The following is a 19,744-nucleotide window of genomic DNA, read 5'->3' as shown; positions in this document are numbered from 1 at the left end:
GCTAAGCCGGCAGCGCCTCGGAAAACTCCACCGGCCTGCCCTGTCCTGGCGTGACGATCTCGCCTTCCCACATCACGCGACGACCGCGCACGATGGTGCCGATCGGCCAGCCGGTGACTTCCTTGCCGTCATAGGGCGTCCAGCCGGCCTTGGAGCCAGCTTGCGCATTGGTGATGGTCTCGCGCCGCTGGAGGTCGACAATGGTGAAATCGGCGTCATAGCCTGCGGCGATACGGCCTTTCCGGGCCATGCCGAAGATGCGCTGTGGGCCATGGCTGGAGAGGTCGACGAAGCGCTGCAGGGTCAGCCGGCCTGAATTGACATGGTCGAGCATGATCGGCACCAGCGTCTGCACCCCGGTCATGCCAGACGGTGAGGCCGGATAGGGCTTTGCCTTTTCGGCCAGCGTGTGGGGGGCGTGGTCGGAGCCGAGCACATCGACAATGCCTTGCGCAATGCCGTGCCAGACGCCGTCGCGATGGCGGGCCGCGCGAACCGGCGGATTCATCTGGATCAGCGTGCCCAGCCGCGCATAGTCGTCGGCGGTGAGCGTCAAATGGTGCGGCGTCCCCTCGCAGGTGGCGACATCCTTGTGCTGTTGGAGGAAGATGATTTCCTCGGCGGTGGAGATATGCAGCACATGGATGCGGGCGCGGGTGTTTCGCGCGATGCGCACCAGCCGCTCGGTGCAGCGAAGCGCCGCGATCTCGTCGCGCCAGACGGGATGCGATGACGGGTCGCCCTCGACGCGCAAGCCGAGGCGCTCGCGCAGCCGGAACTCGTCCTCCGAGTGAAAGGCGGCGCGGCGGCGGGTGTTGCGCAGGATCGATGCGACACCCTCGTCGTCCTCGACTAGCAGGTCGCCGGTGGACGAGCCCATGAACACCTTTATCCCGGCAGCACCCGGCAGCCGCTCGAGCTCACCGACATCATCGGCATTCTCGCGCGTGCCGCCAACCCAGAAGGCGAAGTCGCAATGCATCCGGCTGGTGGCGCGGCGCACCTTGTCGGCAAGCGCCGCCTCGCTGGTGGTCAGCGGATTGGTGTTGGGCATTTCGAAGACGGCGGTGACCCCGCCCAGCACAGCCGCGCGAGATCCACTCTCGAGATCTTCCTTGTGCTCCAGCCCCGGCTCGCGAAAATGCACCTGACTGTCGACGACGCCTGGCAGGACGTGCAGCCCGCGACAGTCGATCGCTTCGCCGGCCGAAGCTTGGCGAAGATCGCCTATTGCGACGATGCGACCACCCTTGACGCCGACATCGAGCGCGGCTTCGCCATCATGGTTGACCACAGTGCCGCCTGTCAGGATGAGGTCGTAGGTGGTGGCCATGGGCGTTCGGTCTCTTGCGGGGGGAGTATCGTCGGCTTACGTAAAGGCCGACTGTTTTGCAAGATCAGGTTCTTTGCCGCCCATGCCTTTTGCCCTGTTCAAAGACCGCGCCCTCATTTCCGTGTCAGGCCCGGATGCCGAGCATTTTTTGCAGAATATCCTCACCACCGACCTCGACACGCTGGCCGTCGACGCGGCAAAGCCAGGTGCGCTGCTTTCGCCGCAAGGCAAGATCCTGTTCGATTTCCTGATCTCGCGTAGCGGCGAGAACGCATTCCGGCTGGATTGCCGTGCCGACATCGCAGACGATTTCCTGCGCCGGCTGATGCTTTACAAGCTGCGCGCCAAGGCCGAGATTGCCAGGCAGGATCAAGTGCTTGTGACGGTTGGGTGGGGCGATGATTCAAGCGCTTCACAGTCTGATTCAACGGTACTTGCCGATGCCCGCTTCCGCGAGGTGGCTGTGAGCCGCTCCTATGGCGGCGCATCCGTAGGTGGCGACCCGGCTGCGTGGCAGGCGCTCCGCATCGCCAACGGCATTGCCGAAAGCGGTTCCGATTATCAGCTCGGCGATGCCTTCCCTCACGACGTGCTGCTCGACGAGACCGGCGGCGTCGGCTTCAAGAAAGGCTGCTATGTCGGCCAGGAAGTGGTCTCGCGCATGCAGCATCGCGGCACCGCCAGGCGCCGCGTGCTGATCGTTTCGGCCGACCGCGCCTTACCCGCGCCCGGCACGGAGCTGACGGTTGCGGGGCGGCCGGTCGGCACGCTCGGTTCCAGCGCGGGCACGGCCGGACTCGCCATTGCCCGCATCGACCGGGTCAAGGCGGCGCTCGACGCTGGCCAGCCGGTACTGGCCGGTGATGTCACCGTCTCGCTCGCCATCCCGTCCTGGGCGAAGTTCAGCTTTCCCAGGGAAGCCATCGGCGCGGAGGACGCCTGATGGCTGCCGATCGCGTCGGAGCGCCACCGCGCGCGTGGCAGCGCATGCTGTCGGGGCGGCGGCTCGACCTGCTCGATCCCTCGCCGCTCGACATCGAAATCTCAGACATCGCCCACGGGCTTGCCCGCGTTGCCCGCTGGAACGGGCAGACCCGCGGCGATCACGCCTTTTCGGTCGCCCAGCATTCCCTGCTGGTCGAGGCGCTGTTCAGCGAGTTGCAGCCGGACGCCTCGGCCAACGCTCAGTTGGCAGCACTGCTGCATGACGCGCCGGAATATGTCATCGGCGACATGATCTCGCCGTTCAAATCGGTAATGGGCGGCTCCTACAAGGAGTGTGAGCTGCGTCTCCAGCGCGCCATCCATCAGCGCTTTTCGCTGCCGCCCGAACTCGGCGTCGGCTTGCGCAAGGAGATCAAGCGCGCCGACCAGATCGCCGCCTATTACGAGGCGACGCTGCTTGCCGGTTTCTCGACCGCAGAAGCAACCGAGTTCTTCGGCCGGCCGCGCGGGTTCAATGCCGACCGCTTCGACTTTAAGCCGCACTCGGTGACCTCGGCGCAAGCTGCCTTCCTCAAACGCTACGCAACGCTTGAAAAGCAACGCCAGGCAACGGTTGCCGTGCATTCGGCGCAGTGAACATACGCTAAATTAACCAGCGGTAACCACAGTACCGGGTTTCGATCACGGTCAGCAGGCACGCCTCATGTCCGTTGCGCACGTCAAGGGTGGTTCGCCCGTCCGCAGACGGGGAGCCGGAGGCGTCGCCGCGCCACGGCAGATCGCCGACGAACTGCGCCACCAGAACGAGCGCTTTTCGGCGGCCGTCGAGAATATGTCGCACGGGCTGTGCATGTTCGACGCCGACGAGCGGATGATCATCTGCAACGGCAACTATATCAGCATCTTCTCCCTCGACGCGAAGATCGTGCGGCCCGGCATCGCGTTCCTGGACATTCTAAAGCACAGCGTCGACATCGGTGTCGCCTCACAGAGCGCCGAAGACCTGTATGCCATCCGCAAGCCCTATATCGAGCGCGCGCAAGCCTCGACCTACGAAGAAATACTGTCGGACGGACGCATCGTTTCCATCACGCACCGGCCGCTGGCCTCAGGCGGCTGGGTGTCGATCTATGAGGACATTACGGAGCAAAGGCGGGCCGAGCAGGAACTGAAGGAGCAGCACCGCCGCTTCGATGCGGCGCTCGCCAACATGTCGCAAGGCCTATTGATGTACGACGCCGAAGGCACGCTGATCGTGCGCAACCAGCGCTTCCTCGACCTCTACAAGGTCACGCCTGACGACTTCCCGCTCGGCATGAGCCAGCGCGCCCTGCTCGAACAGATGGTGCAACTGCGCATCTATCCGTCAATGGACATCGACGGCGAGATCGCCAACACCAGAGCCAGCCTGCAGGCCGGTGAGGAGCGTTCGACCGACCGCAGCCTTGCCGATGGCCGAACGCTGCTGGTTGCGCGCCGGCCGCTTACCGGTGGCGGCTGGGTGGCGACCTTCGAAGACATCACCGAGCGCCGGCGCGCCGAAGAGCGCATGAGCCACCTTGCCCATTACGACACGCTGACCGACCTGCCCAACCGCTCGATGTTTCGCGAACGGCTCGACCAGGCGATGGCCGGCGATACACCGTTGGCGATCTTCTCGCTCGACCTCGATCGCTTCAAGGCCGTCAACGACACCTGGGGACACCCTGCCGGCGACTGGCTGCTGAAATGCGTGGCTGAGCGGTTGCGGCACAGCCTGCGCAGCGACACCGATATGGTCGCCCGCCTCGGTGGCGACGAGTTCGCCATCCTGCAGTTCAATCCCAAAGGCTCCACCGATGCGGAACAACTGGCAAAACGCATCGTCGCTGTCGTCAGCCAGCCGTTTCGCGACAAGGGCCGCGAGATGCATGTCGGCATCAGCCTTGGCATCGCGCTGTATCCCGGTGACGGCAAGGACGCCGACACGCTTTTGAAGAACGCCGACATGGCGCTTTACAGCGGCAAGAGCGAAGGCCGCAACGTTTACCGCTTTTTCGAGCCCGGCATGGATGCCTTGGTGCGGGCGCGCCTGGCGCTCGAAACCGATCTCGAGACGGCACTGAAGCGGCGGGAGTTCGTGCTGGAGTTCCAGCCGATCACCAACATCGCGTCGGGCAAGATCGTCGGCGCCGAAGCGTTGATGCGGTGGAATTCACCGACGCGCGGCCTGGTGGCGCCCGACGATTTCATCGCAGCCGCCGAAGACAGCGGGCTGATCGTTCCGCTGGGCGAATGGGCGCTGAAACAGGCCTGCAGCGTGGCCGCCGGCTGGCCGCCTGGAATGCGCATCGCCGTCAATGTCTCGGCAGTGCAGATCAGAAGCGCCGACTTTGCCCGCAGCGTGATTTCGGCGCTGGCCGTTTCCGGCGTGCCGGCCAGCCGGCTCGAACTGGAAATCACCGAGACCGTGCTGATGGATGAGAGCGAGACGGTGCTGAAGACGCTGAGGCAGCTGCGCGAACTCGGTATCCGCATCGCGCTCGACGATTTCGGCACCGGCTATTCGTCGCTCGGCTATCTCAGGCGTTTTCCCGTCGACAAGATCAAGATCGACCGCTCCTTCATCCACGATATCGACAACAAGGACACGGCGGCGATCGTGCGCACGATCATCGGGCTTGGTGCCGAACTTGGCATCACCGTCACCGCCGAAGGCGTCGAGACCGAAGCGCAGCTCGACATATTGCGCAAGGCTGGCTGCGTCGAGGTGCAGGGCTTTCTGATCGGCATGCCGTCAAAGGCCGCCGACATGGCTCGACTTCTCAAGACGAGGGCAGCGTCCCGGCGCGCCTGAACATCCCCGGCGTCATTCCATGCGCGGCGCGGAAGGTGCGCGAGAGATGGCTTTGGTCGGAGAAGCCGGCCGCAAAGGCGGCACCGGCGAGATCTGAACCTTGCCGGATCAGCAGATCGGCACGGCGCAGCCTGCGGTCACGGATGAAGGCAGCAGGGGTGAGACCCAGCACTTTCCTGAAATCGCGGATAACTTGAAAGCGCGTCACGCCTGCGGCTTCAGCGAGCCGCTGCAAATCGAGGTCCGAGTTCAGATGGTCTTCGATGACCTGTTCATAGACCCGGAGCCGGCTTTTCGATCCGAAGCTTTCGACCGCCTCGCGCCGCCGGCCGCCCCAATCGCCATGGCGCAGGATGAGCTTGCGCAAGGCGATCAGCATGGATGTTTCGGCGCTCGTGGCATCACCCGATGTCGAAGCCAAGTGCGCGACGCCTACTGCCTGGACGAGATCGGCATCATCGACGATCGCTTGCGAAAACAACGGCGGGCGATCCTGCCCGAGTTCGTCCGCGATCGCACCCATGAGCGAGGCCGACGGATAGAAGGTGCGGTAAGCCCAACCCTGGTCGGCACCCGCCTCGCCGTCATGCCATATCTCCGGATTGACGAGCAGAACCGTGCCCGACCGCGCGAGGACAGTCTCGTTGCCGATGCGGACCCGCTCGCACCCTTGCGTGATCAGGGCGACGACATAGGTCGGGTGCGTGTGCAGCTGGTAGCGATGCCGCGTGAAGCGCGCCTTGAGCATGCCAAGATCGCGAAAGCGCGGATGACGCCAGAACTGCGTCGTCTCCTGAGGCTGTTGAATTCCAGACACGGTCAATCCTGTTCAAGACGCTGCCGGCGCAAATCCTTTACGTGCTGGCATCGACAAGGCCGAATTTACGATAGCCGGCAAGGAGAGCGCAATGCTGCACAACGACCCCATCGCCGCCCTCACCCCGCAGGTGGTGGAATGGCGGCGTCACATCCACGCCAACCCCGAACTCGGTTTCCAAGAGTATGAGACCGCGCGCTTCGTCGCCGACAAGCTGCGCACCTTCGGGCTCGACGAGGTTCATGAAGGCAAAGGCGGCACCGGCGTGGTTGGCGTCCTCAGAGGACGACCAGGCGTGCGCGCCATCGGGCTTCGGGCTGAACTCGATGCCTTGCCCGTGCTGGAGAAGACAGGATTGCCATATGCGTCGAAGAAAGACGGCGTGATGCATGCCTGCGGCCACGACGGGCACATCGCGATGCTGCTCGGCGCCGCCAAGCTGCTCGCCGACAACAGAGCCTTCGACGGCACCGTCTGTTTCATCTTCCAGCCGGCGGAAGAAAATGAAGGCGGCGCCATGCGGATGATCGAGGACGGACTGTTCGAGCGCTTCCCCGTGGAAGCCGTCTACGCCGTCCACAACTGGCCGGGGCTGCCGCTCGGAAAGATCGCGGCCCGTGCCGGGTCGATGATGGCGGCCGTCGACACTTTCGAACTGAACTTTGAGGGGACCGGCGCGCATGCCGCCATGCCGCAGCTAGGCGACGATCCCGTGCTCGCGGCCGGCGCCTTCGTTCAAGCCGTGCAGCGCATCGTCAGCCGTTCGGTCGACCCGCAAATGGCGCTGGTCGTTTCGATCACCCAGATCCATGGCGGCAATGTCGGCAACATCGTGCCGGGCAAGGTCTGGCTGCAGGGAACCTGCCGCTTCTTCGAGCCAACTTTGTCGGACCATTGCGAAAGGCTGATCGGCGACATCGCGCAAGGCATTGCCTCGGCGCATGCACTCACCGCCAAGCTCGCCTACAAGAAAGGCTACCCGCCGCTGGTCAACACGTCGGCTGCCACTGACCGGGCCGTCCAGGCGGCAACCGCGGTTGTCGGCCGCGAGCAGGTCGAGACCGCATTCAACCCGAGCCTCGGCTGCGAGGATTTTGCCTACATGGTCCGCGAAGCCGGCGGCTGCTATGCCTGGGTCGGCGCAGGAGCGGTCAGACTGGGCGAAGGGCTGCACGGCGATCGCTATGTCTTCAACGACGCCATCGTCCCCACCGTGCTCCGCTATTTCGTCACGCTCGCTGAGCAGACGCTACGCTGACGGCCGAGCGCCTCAGCGCAAGGTCTCGACGTATTTCTCGTGGAAGCTGACATAGCCGGGTTCGACGACTTTGAGATGGCGCTCGATCAGCTGGTGGAAGGCCGGCAGCTGATGGAAGGGCACGCCGGGATTGGCGTGGTGCTCGGCGTGATACGGCATGTTCCAGGCGACTTTGCGCACCAGCCAGTTGGTCAGCGTGGTGCGGGTGTTTTCCAGCATGTTGGCGACAAGCGGGCAGCGGCCATGCTCGGCCAGCAGATAGAGCCTGAGGAAGGGCTGGCCGAGCAGCGCCGGCACGATCCAGACATAGAGCAGTACACTTGCCTCGAACCACAGGGCTAGCGCGGCGACCACGACATAGAAAGCGATCATGGCGCGGGCTTCAGTGCGCACCTTGGGCAGGCCTTTCGGCGGCACGTAGCTGTCGTGGCAGCCTCCAATCGCGTTGGTGTAGAGTGTCTGCAAATGCCCCCACCACACCGGCAGGCCCGAGACGTGGACGATGTATTGCCGCATCGTCTCCGGTTTCGGGAAGGCGAGTTCCGGATCGTTCTCGGGATCCTGGGTGAAACGGTGATGGGCGAAGTGGAAATAGCGAAACCAGTCGGCGGGCAGCGCGATCGCCAGGCTGCAGACCCTTGCGGCGGCATCGTTGAGCCACTGCGTCTCGAACGCCGTCCTGTGCACCGTCTCATGCAGCAGCGTGAACAGGAAGACGATAAGAATGCCTTGCGGCAACATCAACAGCGGCCAGTACGACACCTTGGCCGCAATCAGCCCGCCGATAGCCACAATCGCGCCGAGATGGAAGGCGAGTTGGACCAGACCCGGCCCGTCCGACTTGCCGGTCAGGCGGCTGCGCTGCTCATTGGTCAGGAACGCGATGACGTCGCGATGGTCTCTGGGTTCAAACTGGGCCGATACGGTCATGGCGCCAAGCTACTCGAATAAGAAAGCTTTCGAAAGACGAGGATTTCTGCGACACAGATAAGCTGACCTTACCTATCGGATCACCCAATGACCGCGCTTCCTTCCCTGAGAGGACTTCAAGCCTTCGAGGCGGCGGCGCGCTCGGGGAGTTTCGCCGCAGCGGCGGATGAGCTCTCGATCTCGGCGGCTGCGGTCAGCCAGCTCATTCGCACCGTCGAGGAGCAGATGGGTCGAAAACTGTTCCATCGCGTCAACCGCCGCGTGGTGCTGACGGAAGCCGGCGTCGAGATGCTGCCCCGGCTGACCCTGGCTTTTCGGGAGATCGGCAGCATCGCGCGTGGCAGCGATGCCTTCCGCCCGCGGCTTGTCGTATCGGTGCCGCCGTCCATGGCGATGGGCTGGCTTTCCGAACGCCTCGCCGGCTTTGTCGCCAGCCACGGCGCCGTCGACATATCCCTGCGCGGCGATGACGATCCGGTGCCGTTCGACCGCGAACTGATCGACATCCGGCTGTCCTTCGGCCCGCACTATCGTGAACACCCGAGCGAGGAGATCGTCAGGGACGCCGTCTACCCCGTCTGCGCGCCAGAACTCACCGCCAAAACCGACAGCCTCGCCGGCCTGCCACTGATTCACACCGACTGGGGACCGACCGGCGCGTCGTTTCCGTCTTGGCGCACCTGGTTCGAGGCGGCGGGCATAGAGCCCGGCCGCGCAGTGCAGCGCGGACTGTCGGCGAACTCGTCGCGGGCAGCGCTCGACCTTGCCATTTCAGGGCTGGGCGCGGCGCTGGCGCAAGGCATTTATTGCGCCTGGGCGCTGGAAGAGGGCCGTTTGGTCCGGGCTAATGCCCTATCGATCGCGCTGCGTCAGCCATATTGCCTGACGATCCCGGAACGCAGTGCAAGGCGCGACCTGGTGGCGACGTTTCGCAATTGGCTGATTGAGGAATGCCGGCGGTCGGTGGGTTCGCCGGTGCTCGGCTGATGGCCCGAGCTGCTCAGAGATGGCCGGCCAGTGCGGCGACCATGTCCTTGTTCGTCGCCACGGGAATGATCTCGAACTCCACCAGGTCAGACCATTCGATGACCCAGCGCTGCAGCAGCGTGACGTCATCGGCCTCGACCAGCAGGAAGCAGCGGCTCATATCAGCCGCGATCCAGGAGTGGTGCACGACGAGCGCGTCCGGCTTCAATCTGCCGCGCTCGCCGAAACGGCGGTAGATCTCCTTGCGGTCGCAGCCGGTGAAATCCTCGATGACGATGAACTGCATTTTTCCCCCTCGGTTGAATTGCCGCCCGGGACGGCAAACTAACGCCCGGGACGGTCCAGCCGCTCCAGGAACCATTGCGTCAGCCGCACCCAGACTTCGTCCTTTTCGCCGGAATCCTCCCAGCCATGGTCGAGGTTCGGGTTGTCGTTGACCTCGATGACGAAGACGCCATCCTTGGTTTCCTTGAGATCGACGCCGTAAAGCCCGTCGCCGATGCAGCGCGCCGCCTTCACCGCGGTGTCGACGACATGCGGCGGCGTCTCTTTCAGCGTGAAGGTCTTGATGCCGCCCTGGTCGGGCTTGCCGCTGGCCTTGTGGTTGACGATCTGCCAGTGTTTTTTCGCCATCAGATAATGCACGGCAAACAGCGGCTGCCCGCCGAGCACGCCGACGCGCCAGTCATATTCGGTCGGGATGAATTTCTGCGCGATCAGGAGATCGGAATCCTCCAGCCACTCGGTGGCGAGCGTCTTCAGTTCTTCGAAGTTGCCGCATTTCTTGACGCCGCGCGAGAACGATGAATCCGGGATCTTCAGCACCAGCGGAAAGCCCAGCGTCTGCGCCGCCAGTTCGAGGTCCGAGGTGCCGGCTATCATCACCGTCGGCGGCACCGGCACCTTGTTGTAGGCCATCAGTTCGTTGAGATAGACTTTGTTGGTGCAGCGGATCATCGACAGCGGGTCGTCTATCACCGGCATGCCTTCCTGCTGGGCGCGGCGCGCGAAGCGGTAGGTGTGGTTTGAGATCGAGGTGGTCTCGCGGATGAACAGCGCGTCGTAATTGGCGAGCTTGGCCAGGTCCTTCCTGGTGATCGGCTCGATTTCGACGCCCATCTTTTCGGCGATCTTGGCCCAGTAACGCAGCGAGGAAATCTCCGACGGCGGCAGTTCCTCATGCGGATCGACCAGCGTGGCGAAGGTGTAGCGTGCCGGCGTGCGGCCCTTGGTGTCGCGCCACTCGCGGTTGGTGTACGTCTCGAGCGCCTGCACGAAGAGGGCTTCTTCCTCCTCGGCCATCCTGGCCAGCGGCAGGAAGCCGATCTTGCGGATCGAAGCCCATTCGGCGCTGTCCTTGATGTGAACCTCAAGCGCCGGAGCGCGGAACCAGTCGAACAACAGCTTGGCGAAGCGGTCCCAGACCTTCGACGGTCCGATGCCGAAGAAGATGCAGATTTTTTGCGGGAATACGCCACCGAGATCCTTGCGACATTTGTTGAGCGCCAGCTCCAGTTCCGGCAGCGCGTGCTCGTAGAGCTTGCGCTCGGACAGGTCGATCATCGTCTCGACCGTCGGGATGACCTTGTGGCCGCGCGAACCGGCGAGCAGAGAGGCATAATAGCCGCGGCTCTGGTAGGCGTAATTGTTCGACAGGTTGATGACCTTCGGCTGCTGGCCGCGAAACAGCGCCGGATGCGCAAGATAGTCACGGTTGGTGATGATCTTGTGCGGCGTCGCCGCCGGGTCGAGATCGTTCTGACGGCCGGTGAGGATGACCCAGGTCATTGTTATCAGCGTTTCCCAAGAGTGATGGCAGCACGCAGTCCGTCGCGGCCGAATTGCGCCATGTTCATGAAGATGCCGTGCGGCACGGGAATGTTGGCGGCATCGAGGATGGTCTCCTGTCTTTCGTCCTCGACCCAGGGATCGTGGATCAGGATGTGGTCGCCATCGTCGCCGATAGCCAGCACCCAATGCGGCACCTTCTTGCCGAACATCAGGAAGCCGCTGATCAGCACCAGCACCAGTTTTCCCTGAGCCAGGGCGCCGCGGATATCGTCGATGGTGAATGGACGGTAATTCACCGGGATGCCGTAAAGTTCCGCGCGGCGGCGAAAGTCCACCTGGGCAAGTTCCATCACCCGGCGCTTGTCGTCGCTGCGCACCGATTGCAAGAACAGCGCGCCATAGAAGGACACGAAGATTTCCGCCGCAAGCCCGCTTTCGTAGCCGGAAACCGCAAGGCCGAAGGGCTCGCAGCCGCCTGGGCCGGACATCATGAACACGGTCGTTGCCTCGCGCCATAGGCGGATTTCCATGACCGGATCGGGCACGAAGCCGGAATCGAAATTGGCCATCGCCATCATCAGGCAGCATGGACCGCAGGTGAACTCGCAGGTCTGCTGGTAGAATGGGACTTTGGTGGCGACCGGAATATCGCCGCGCAAGGTCTTTTCGTAGCGCAGCGCGGTGGCGCCATCCTCGTAATAGTGAGGCTCGCGACCGATCTTGCGGTAGCCGCTCTGCTCATAGATGCCAATGGCGCGAAGATTGTCCTCGCGCACTTCGAGACGCAACATCATGCGGTCGTGCTCGAAGGCAGCTTCTTCGGCCGCTGCAAGCAGCATGCGGCCAATGCCGCGGCCGCTGAAAAACGGGCTGGTGGCAAGCGAATAGAGCCGGGCGACGCCGCTGCCCTTGCGAAACAGCACGATGGCGTAGCCGGCGACACGACCATCGCTTTCGGCGACCAGCATCTCGGCTGTCTCGCGTTCGATCAACAAGCGGAAGGAGCGCCGGGAAATGCGGTCACTGGAAAAGACCGCCTTCTCGATGGCGGCGAGGTCATCGACGTCGGACGCGCGGGCCTTGCGAATCTCGGCAGGCATGCGGGTTTGGAAAACCTCGATTGGGTGGAGGAAAAGACCGCAGTCAAAAACGTCGCAAACATCAGCCGAAACGCCGATATCCATCAAGCGCTATCGCACTTCGAATAGGGCCGAATTGTGACACTTTCTACCCCGGCGCATTCCCGAAACGGAATGCGCTTAACTGGCGATACCAGCCAGAAGCTGACCGTAGGCCCGCTTGGCGACCGCAGCCAGTTGCTCGCGCGGCAGCGAGCCGACGACGGCGCAGGCATAGCCCTTGTCCAGCCAGTAGACCGCCTCGGGGCCGTCGGCGTCCGCCATGTAGGTGCCCTTGGACTTGGCTGAGGAATCAGCGGTAACGAACAAGGAGATGCGCTGACCCTTGGCGTCCTCGTAAAGCAGCATCGCTGCCTTGCCCTGGCCGGCGGGCAGCAGCCGGCCGCCAACCAGCTGGAAGCCTTCCGCCACCAGATCCGGCGCCACCAGTTTCAGGCCGACGCGGTTGGACAGCCAGGTCTGCAGGTGATCCTTGTCGCTTGCCGGCACTTCCACCGCATGGCGCTGTTCGGCGGCATAGATGACATGGGCGGCGATCGCCTCTTCGGCCAGTTGGTCATCGGCGCCATCTTCCCTGCCGATGCCGTCGATGCCGGCAAAATAGCCGCCAAGACCGCCGATGACGAGCACTGCGGCCGCCGCGGCCGCAAGCCACCAGCGCGACTGCCGCGCCGCCGCTTTGGTCGCGCCTTCACCGCTAACGATCTGCTTGAACAGCACCGGCACGGGCTCGTCGAGCACACCGGCAAAGGCGGCGCGCAACGCGGCGCGGTCGGCGGTGTAGCGGGCGCTTTTCGCCTTCATTTCGGGATTGGCGTCGATCCAGGCGTCGTAGGCGGCGCGCTCGTCGCCCGGCAGCTCGCCGTCGAGAGCCATGTGGATATCGCGTTCGGAAAAATCGCGGCGGGTCATTTCTCGACGATCCTTATCGAGCGGCGGCGCGCCGTGTCATCGAGCAGGCTGCGCAGCTCCTCGCGTCCGCGCGCTATGCGCGACATCAGCGTGCCGGCGGGCACGCCGAGAATGTTGGCGGCTTCGGCATAGGAAAACCCTTCGATGGCGACCATGACGAGAGCGGCGCGACGGTCGGGGCTGATCGCGTGCAATGCGTCGATGATCTCGCGCGAGGCGGCGTTCTCCGCCTGTTCGGCGGGGACTGCCTGCGCCTCGTTTGCGTCAAGCGGCAGGATCGCTGCCTCACCGCGCCGGTTCACCTTGCGCATCTGATCGATGAACAAATGATGCATGATCGTAAACAGCCACCTCCGGGGGCTTTCTCCCGTCTGCCAGCTTTCAAGCCGCAAGAGCGCTCGTTCGAGGCAATCCTGGACGAGATCGTCAGCGGATTCGCGGTCGCGCAGAAGCGAGCGTGCGTAGCGGCGCAGGCGCGGTATTTCGCCAAGGATTGCTGCCTTCTTTTCGTCCATGACCGCTGGTTCTGAGGTCGCCCTTGTTTAACCCGATTGAACGCGCCTTCCCGGCGCGGCGCAAGCGGCCAGCGCGAAGCGGTCTGCCGCCCCGGTAACCCAAGCAGTGAGATAACGAGTTGATCGGCTAAATTATTCCCCGCAATCAACAAAAGGGCCGAATTATCCTAAATCGGTCAGTGCGAAATCATGGCCTTTGTACAGCAGTGGAAGATCGCGGCTTTTCGCGCAGGCGTAAGCAAAACAGTCCCCGAGATTCAGATCCGCCTTGTGGCCAACGGCTTTGCCGTAACGGGCGCTCGCGTCAATGGCCCGAGAGCCGATGTTGTCGTCAATGGCCAGACTCTCTCCCATGATCTCCACAATGAACTCATCGATCAGATCGCGGGCATGGAGAAGGGCTTCAGCGCTGGGTCTGCGCGGGCCGGCGCCGGCCCTTGCCAATGCCTGTGTTGCTTCGAAGTGAACCAACGGAGAAACCCAGACCTGCCCGGAAAAACCGGATAGCTGCTTCAGCAATTCCTCCCACCCAGGTTCCTGGTTGAGAATGGCGACGATCACCGACGCGTCGACAAACATCAGTCTTCCCACATCTCGTCGGTGAACTTCTTCATATCGAAATCGGGATTGGGCAGGCCAAGCTTCCTGGCCCTGTCCTGAAGACTGGCGATCCGATCGCGCAGCGGCACCTTCGCCCGATTGCGCTCAAGTTCGTGTACGAGCGCGACCCGCACCGCCTCCGTTTTGCTCGGAGCGTTCGTCTCGCGTTGCAATCTGCTGGCCAGCGCATCCACTTCGTCGTCGCGGATATAGAGCGGCATCGAATATCCTCCGTTGGATATTCATATATTCCATCTCGTATATCACTTCAAGTTGCAGCGTTGGCCTCCCTCGCCGCCCGCGTCAGCAGCCGCTGGTAGAACAGGCCGATGCCGATCAGCACGGCGCCAAGACCGATGAAGGACAGCGCCCTGAGCACGCCTTCCAGTTCCGACATGTCGAACAGGAAGACTTTTACCACGGCAATCGCGATCAGCGCCGCCGAGGCAATGCGCAGCACCTGCGACTTCAGCCAGACGCCGGCGGTCAGCAGCACGACGCCGATGATCAGCCAGAGCGCCGAATAGGTGTAGGTCTCAAGCTGCCCGAGGCCGCTCCACAGGCCGATGAACTCGCCCTTGAACACGCGCCTGACCGACAGTGTGGCGTAGGCGAAGACAAGCAATGCCGCCACTACCGCCAGCATCTGCGCATACCATGGCGGCCGCTTGTCCCTGGCATAGAGCGCCAGCCCGCCGGCGGCTATGGCCGGCAACAGGTAAGCCAGGAACAAGAGGTTGAACACCGGGATCTGGCCGGTCGATTCGTCGGTGAACAGCGGATTGAGCACCAGGAAATGCTGGAGGACGATGAAGGCGACCGAGAGCACGCCGGCGGCCATCGAGCCGTAGCGCAGCAGAGAGCTTGGCGAGCGCATGTCGATGGCCACCAGTATCGCGCCGGCACCGATGGCGATCAGCGTATAGATCGCCTGTTCGGCGAGCGTCACCGGGCCGGTGTCGATGACGCCGCCATGCATGGCGTGGCGCACCAGCATGGCGACGGTGAGCAGCGCAAACAGGGCTGCACCCGCCTCCATCGCTAGGCGCGGCCGGCCATTGCCAGTTGTTGGTAGTGCGGGGGTGGTACGCGCGAGTTGCCAGGCGGCAAAGCCGAAGGCCAGCGCCGGCACGCCGTATCCCGGCAGCAGCCAGTTGAACACCGGCGTCGTCGTCAGGAACTCGGCGCCGACGATGGTCGGATCGAAGGCGACGCGGCCGAGCACGGCGACGACCGCGCCGACCGAAATCCAGCCCAGCACGGGATAAGAACGCCAACGCGTCGCCAGCGCCGGCACGATGGCGGCAACGCCGGCAAGAATGGTCGTCCAGCCGGATCCGAAGGCCATGTGCAGCATCAGCAGGCCGGCCAGAGCCGAGCCGCAAAGCGCGAAGGAGACGGCAATGTCGCCCTTGAGCGGCGGCTGTTCGGCGCGCGCGATCCATTCGCCACCGGCAGCGAAGACAACAACCAGAAGGGCAGCTATCGCTGCGTAGACAAGGTCGCGGTCGAGATTGCCGTAGGCGAGCCACAGCGTCAGCAGAATAAGGAGCGGCGCAGCGACGCCCCATGCCGCCCAGCATGCCGCGCGGACCCGTGCTGAGGCGGCGAAGCGGCGTGCGGCCCAGAAGCCGGCGCCGATGAAAACCAGGCCGAGGGCAATGCCGATGCGCAGCGTCAACGGATTTCCGGCCGCCACCGGCATGCCGTCAAAGCCGATATTCCCCTGGGTTATGTCGGAGCCGATGGTGGTGGGCGGAATGATGCCGAGATGGATCATCACGCTCACCACGCCGGCGGCATGCAGCAGCGGCAGCGCGCGCGGCCGGTAGAGTGCGGTGGCGACAAGGGCGACGAGGACGAAGGCGCCCGGCAAGGCGCCACCGGCGGCGACCAGCGTCGTGTCGACGGACAGGCCTAGCGCTGAAAACGCAACGAAAACGCCTGGCACGATAGAGGGCCAGTCGAAGCCGGTCTTCGCCGTCTCCGCTTCGCTGTCACGTGTGCCCAGCCAGACAAAGGCAAGCACCGCCAGCGTCACCGCGTCGATGAACAGGATGACGGCAAGGTCGGCGACTAGCGTGCTCATCATGTAGACGATGGTCCAGGCGCCGGTGCCGAAGAAGGCCGCCGCAATCAGGAATTTCCAGTCGCGAATGCGGGCGATCACGGCTGTGGCGGCAAGCACGATCGCCAGGTAGACGAACAGCGCCCATGGGTTGGGCGCCTGCGAGGACACAAGCGCCGGCGTCGCCATCGAGCCGACGAGACCGATGCCGGCCAGGGCCTGGCCGTGGACGAGGGCGGCGACAATGGTCGCCACGCCGATGGCGCCGAGCACGGTGAAGGCGAAGGCCGGCCCGACGAAACCGTAAATGGCATGCGCGGCATAGACCGTACCGAACAGGATGAAGGCGCCGGCAGCCGTCAGGATCGCCGGAATATAGGCGCCTGCAGCCCCTTGCACCGGCACCTTGAAGCCGGTGCGGCGGATGAACTCGCCGCCGCCGATCAGCACCAGGCCGAGCAGCGCCGCCAGGGACAGCCGCACTTCAGGGCCGAAAATGCCGGCCTCGATGGTGTAGCGGATCAGGAACAGGCCGCCCAGGGCCAGCGCGACGCCGCCGACCCAGACCGCCCAACGGGTGCCGAGCGCCGTTTCGACCTCTGACTGGCGGGCTGCCTTCGCCGTGGCGGCAGGCGCGGATCCGGTGAATGCCGCCCTGGCCGCGGCCGACAGTTCTGGCACGGCCTCGCTGGTGGCCGCATCGGCTTCGGCGGCCGGTGCCTGGGCATGTGCCGCGTCGGCTGTTGTTGGCGAAGCTATGTCGGCAACTGGTGCGGTGGCCTGAGCGGCATCCGCCGGTGCGCTTGCAGCCTGCTCGACCGGTTTGGCAACGGGCGGTGTCGCATGCACGCCGGACAGAACCAGGCTGCGCAGCGCTCCGAGCTCGCGCTCGATCAGACTGACGCGGCCCTGCTGGCGCAAGACGAGGACAAAAAGCACGATAACGACGACGGCGCCAATCAGGCTTTCAAACATCGCGGTTCCCCCAAACCAGGCCAGTTTTCACTGACAATTGCGGCGGCCACACGGCCACCCCAGACGGCTATTCAAGTCACGCCACCGCAATGGTGGCCGAAAAGAAGTTATCGAGCATGTTTCGTCGGCAAATTCCAGCGGCCTACGGTCTTTATCCTCACCCATCATCTGAGATAGCCAGGAATGGCATGCCGCCGCCACTTGCCCAGGAGCCATGCTATCCTCGGATGAACTGTGGGGAAATCGAATGCCGAAACGAAGTGCAGGGCTGCTGATCCACCGGACAAGGGCCGGCATTCTCGAATTTCTGCTCGTCCATCCCGGCGGCCCGTTCTGGGCAAGGAAGGATGAAGGCGCTTGGTCGATCCCCAAGGGCCTCGTCGAGGACAATGAAGATGAGTTGGCCGCCGCCCGGCGCGAGGCTGGGGAAGAACTCGGAGTCAGCATCGAGGGTGATTTCGAGCCTGTCGGCAGCTATCGGCAAGCCGGCGGCAAGATCGTCATCGCCTGGAGTGTCGAAGCCGATTTCGATCCCGATGCCGTTAAAAGCAACATGTTCACGATGGAATGGCCGCCCAGGTCAGGCGTGACGAGGGAATTTCCCGAAATCGACAGGGCCGGCTGGTTTTCCTTCGCGGAGGCCAGCCTCAAGATCCTCGGCGGTCAGCGCGCCATCCTCGATGATTTCATGGAGCATCGCAAGGCCGGCTGAGGCTCTTGCCCTACGAGTACCCCACCCTAACCCTCCCCACAAGGGGGAGGGAATGCTGCCGCATGCAGCTTTTGCTGTGAACCTGGACGGTTGCGGAGGTCAGCACCCACCGAGTCTCCCTCCCCTTTCTGGCGCAGCGTCTGCCGTAGTGGCGGCATTGCCGCCCGAATGATGCTTGCGCAAGGCGGCGAGGAAGCCGGCACGGGCATCGGGCTGTTCGATGCCGCGCGGCTCGTAGACATGGCGGGTGAAAAAGAAACCGGTCAGATGGAAGGCGTCCTCGAGTGCCGCGTGGTCCGCCCGCAAGCCGGAGCCGCGCTGCAGGAAGGCCGGCAGCGCCAGCATCTTGTCGCGCCACGGCGCACCGGCGGCTCGCGACACCGCACGGCCGGATTTCGGCGAGACATAGGCCAGATCCTGCCTGGCGCCGGTCGCCGCGCACTGGCTGAGATCGAGGCCGAAGCCGAGTTCGTCGAGGATGAGCAGTTCGAAGCGCGCCACCAGTTCGCCGGCGGCATCCGAATCGTCCAGATGGGCGATCATCACGGCAAGCGTCTCATACAGGCCGCCATGGGCGTCGCGCTCGGGCAGGAGTCTGAGATGCGCGGCCATGGTCTGCAGGCCGTAGACGGCGACTGCGCTGTCCATCAACCGGGCGGCATTCATCTCGATCGCCTCGGCCTGGAAGGTGCCGAGATGCTCGTCGAGGCGTGCCCGCCACAAAAGGTCGACCCGGTTGCCGGGCTGCAGCACCGGCTGCTGCTTGCGCGAGCGCCCGCCGCGCACCAGGCCGAGATGGCGGCCATGCGCACGCGTCATTACCTCGAGAATGGCGCTGGTTTCGCCATGCTTCCGGGTGCCGAGTATGATTCCCTCGTCGCGCCATTCCATGGCAGGAGCTTGTCACCGGTTGCATGGCGAAATCAAGATTTTGGCGCACCGCGTGCGATCTGTGCTGACATTGGATCTCCGCACATCGTCAAAAGGCTCCGATCACGCGAATTTCCGGTGATCGGCCAGGACGTCGTCGATGACGCGGCGCGATCGCTCGGCTTCGGCTTGGTTGGCGTCGTGTCCGGCAACGGTGATCAGCGCCTTCCACAGCGTCCAGCCGCGGCCGCGCGCCCAGGTCGCTTCATCGACGTCGATGGCGGCACGGAACGCCTCCCGGCTCTCGCCCTGGAAGAACGTCCAGGCGATCGCCAGGTCGCAAGAGGGATCGCCGATCCCGGAGGTGCCGAAGTCGATGACGGCGCTCAAACGGCCGTTTTGGACCAGAAGGTTGCCCCAAGCGACGTCTCCGTGGAACCAGACGGGCGACCCTTGCCAGGTGGCGGCAAGGGCCGCATACCAGACAGCGGTGGCCGCCTGGGTGTCGATCTGCCCCTCCAGCGCCTGGAGTGCTTCCCTTGTCTGGTTGTCATACACGCTTGGCGATCCGCCGCGGAAGAAATTGTGCTGGCCCGCGGGCGGCCCGCCCGCCGGATCGATCCGCCGGAGCGCAATGAGGAACTTGGCCAGATCGACCGCGAACTGTCGGCGATCGGCGATTTCGGCGGTCTTGGCTGTTTCGCCGTCGATCCAGCGGTAGACGGACCATTGCCAGGGGTAGTCCTCCCCAGGCTCGCCCATCGCCAGTGGAACCGGGATCGGCAGCGGCAGAAGCGGCGCCAGCCTGGGCAGCCAGCGGTGCTCTTTTTCGACCTGCAAGGCATATGGTGCGGCACTCGGCAGCCGCACAGTCATATCATTGCCGAGGTGGAAGGTTCGGTTGTCCCAGCCGCCAAACGCCACCGGCCTCACCGGCAGATGCCGCCATTGCGGAAATTGCGCGGCGATCAACCGGCGCACGAGATCGGTATGGATGGTCGGTTTTGGATCAGGCATGTCATCGTCTCAAACTGCCGGGCGGCATTTCCAGACGAT

19 protein-coding genes are annotated in these 19,744 nt (G+C 64.0%); 6 read left to right on the top strand and 13 right to left on the bottom strand.

Annotation, left to right across the window (positions count from 1 at the left end; translation table 11 throughout):
* Position 1: 1 nt before the first annotated feature.
* Positions 2-1,333, bottom strand: coding sequence for a dihydroorotase (locus NKK50_RS20520; RefSeq protein ID WP_023743776.1), 1,332 nt, complete (start codon positions 1,331-1,333; stop codon positions 2-4).
* Positions 1,334-1,415: 82 nt separating this feature from the next.
* On the opposite strand from NKK50_RS20520, the gene ygfZ reads away from it, so the two are divergent.
* The 3 genes from ygfZ to NKK50_RS20505 all read left to right on the top strand — a co-directional run bounded on the left by ygfZ (position 1,416) and on the right by NKK50_RS20505 (position 5,114).
* Entirely contained in the window at positions 1,416-2,276 is an 861-nt protein-coding gene (gene ygfZ, locus NKK50_RS20515) for a CAF17-like 4Fe-4S cluster assembly/insertion protein YgfZ (RefSeq protein ID WP_023743775.1), read from the top strand.
* Entirely contained in the window at positions 2,276-2,914 is a 639-nt protein-coding gene (locus NKK50_RS20510) for an HD domain-containing protein (RefSeq protein WP_023670260.1), read from the top strand. Before ygfZ ends, NKK50_RS20510 begins: the two co-directional genes overlap by 1 nt.
* Before the next feature lie 67 nt (positions 2,915-2,981).
* Positions 2,982-5,114 carry a putative bifunctional diguanylate cyclase/phosphodiesterase gene (locus NKK50_RS20505; RefSeq protein WP_023743774.1) on the top strand — a complete coding sequence of 711 codons (2,133 nt, stop codon included), beginning with the start codon at positions 2,982-2,984 and terminating at the stop codon, positions 5,112-5,114.
* Here NKK50_RS20505 and NKK50_RS20500 read toward each other — a convergent pair.
* A complete protein-coding gene (locus tag NKK50_RS20500; protein ID WP_031194164.1) occupies positions 5,083-5,931 on the bottom strand; it encodes an AraC family transcriptional regulator in 849 nt (282 codons plus the stop codon). The genes NKK50_RS20505 and NKK50_RS20500 overlap by 32 nt on opposite strands.
* Positions 5,932-6,022: 91 nt before the next feature.
* On the opposite strand from NKK50_RS20500, the gene NKK50_RS20495 reads away from it, so the two are divergent.
* The gene (locus NKK50_RS20495) at positions 6,023-7,189 is read left to right on the top strand and encodes an amidohydrolase (protein ID WP_023743773.1); all 1,167 of its coding nucleotides are present in this window, start codon (positions 6,023-6,025) and stop codon (positions 7,187-7,189) included.
* A gap of 12 nt (positions 7,190-7,201) precedes the next feature.
* Here NKK50_RS20495 and NKK50_RS20490 read toward each other — a convergent pair whose 3' ends face one another.
* Positions 7,202-8,119, bottom strand: a complete 918-nt coding sequence (locus tag NKK50_RS20490; protein WP_023743772.1) for a fatty acid desaturase family protein — start codon at positions 8,117-8,119, stop codon at positions 7,202-7,204.
* An 87-nt stretch (positions 8,120-8,206) separates the two neighbouring features.
* Here NKK50_RS20490 and NKK50_RS20485 point away from each other — a divergent pair, with 87 nt between their 5' ends.
* Positions 8,207-9,106, top strand: a complete 900-nt coding sequence (locus NKK50_RS20485; protein ID WP_352543809.1) for a LysR substrate-binding domain-containing protein — start codon at positions 8,207-8,209, stop codon at positions 9,104-9,106.
* A 13-nt stretch (positions 9,107-9,119) separates the two neighbouring features.
* Here the strand turns inward: NKK50_RS20485 and NKK50_RS20480 are convergent, their stop codons facing one another.
* The 8 genes from NKK50_RS20480 to NKK50_RS20445 all read right to left on the bottom strand — a co-directional run bounded on the left by NKK50_RS20480 (position 9,120) and on the right by NKK50_RS20445 (position 17,106).
* Complete coding sequence (locus tag NKK50_RS20480) at positions 9,120-9,392, bottom strand: DUF3303 domain-containing protein (RefSeq protein ID WP_023670254.1); 273 nt, start codon at positions 9,390-9,392, stop codon at positions 9,120-9,122.
* A gap of 38 nt (positions 9,393-9,430) precedes the next feature.
* Positions 9,431-10,894: a RimK family ATP-grasp domain-containing protein gene (locus NKK50_RS20475; RefSeq protein ID WP_023692866.1), complete on the bottom strand. Its 1,464-nt coding sequence runs from the start codon at positions 10,892-10,894 to the stop codon at positions 9,431-9,433.
* 5 nt (positions 10,895-10,899) lie between these two features.
* Positions 10,900-11,997, bottom strand: coding sequence for a peptidase C39 family protein (locus NKK50_RS20470; RefSeq protein WP_023692865.1), 1,098 nt, complete (start codon positions 11,995-11,997; stop codon positions 10,900-10,902).
* 159 nt (positions 11,998-12,156) lie between these two features.
* Complete coding sequence (locus NKK50_RS20465; protein ID WP_023687291.1) at positions 12,157-12,948, bottom strand: anti-sigma factor family protein; 792 nt, start codon at positions 12,946-12,948, stop codon at positions 12,157-12,159.
* Entirely contained in the window at positions 12,945-13,463 is a 519-nt protein-coding gene (locus tag NKK50_RS20460) for a sigma-70 family RNA polymerase sigma factor (protein ID WP_023743769.1), read from the bottom strand. Before NKK50_RS20460 ends, NKK50_RS20465 begins: the two co-directional genes overlap by 4 nt.
* 162 nt (positions 13,464-13,625) lie before the next feature.
* Positions 13,626-14,042, bottom strand: coding sequence for a type II toxin-antitoxin system VapC family toxin (locus NKK50_RS20455; RefSeq protein ID WP_023692861.1), 417 nt, complete (start codon positions 14,040-14,042; stop codon positions 13,626-13,628).
* The gene (locus tag NKK50_RS20450) at positions 14,042-14,284 is read right to left on the bottom strand and encodes a type II toxin-antitoxin system VapB family antitoxin (protein WP_023670248.1); all 243 of its coding nucleotides are present in this window, start codon (positions 14,282-14,284) and stop codon (positions 14,042-14,044) included. Before NKK50_RS20450 ends, NKK50_RS20455 begins: the two co-directional genes overlap by 1 nt.
* A gap of 47 nt (positions 14,285-14,331) precedes the next feature.
* On the bottom strand, positions 14,332-17,106 hold the full coding sequence (locus NKK50_RS20445) for a DUF2339 domain-containing protein (RefSeq protein WP_023835276.1): 2,775 nt from the start codon (positions 17,104-17,106) through the stop codon (positions 14,332-14,334).
* Between the two features lie 247 nt (positions 17,107-17,353).
* On the opposite strand from NKK50_RS20445, the gene NKK50_RS20440 reads away from it, so the two are divergent.
* On the top strand, positions 17,354-17,818 hold the full coding sequence (locus tag NKK50_RS20440; protein ID WP_023687287.1) for an NUDIX hydrolase: 465 nt from the start codon (positions 17,354-17,356) through the stop codon (positions 17,816-17,818).
* 99 nt (positions 17,819-17,917) lie between these two features.
* On the opposite strand, the gene recO is transcribed toward NKK50_RS20440, so the two are convergent.
* Positions 17,918-18,709 carry a DNA repair protein RecO gene (recO, locus tag NKK50_RS20435; RefSeq protein WP_023692858.1) on the bottom strand — a complete coding sequence of 264 codons (792 nt, stop codon included), beginning with the start codon at positions 18,707-18,709 and terminating at the stop codon, positions 17,918-17,920.
* 102 nt (positions 18,710-18,811) lie between these two features.
* A complete protein-coding gene (locus tag NKK50_RS20430; RefSeq protein ID WP_023835277.1) occupies positions 18,812-19,705 on the bottom strand; it encodes an aminoglycoside phosphotransferase family protein in 894 nt (297 codons plus the stop codon).
* Positions 19,706-19,744: the final 39 nt, after the last annotated feature.

Origin of the sequence: Mesorhizobium sp. M0001 (assembly GCF_040324255.1) — a bacterium.
Lineage (GTDB): Bacteria > Pseudomonadota > Alphaproteobacteria > Rhizobiales > Rhizobiaceae > Mesorhizobium.
This window is presented reverse-complemented; position numbering and strand designations above follow the sequence as displayed.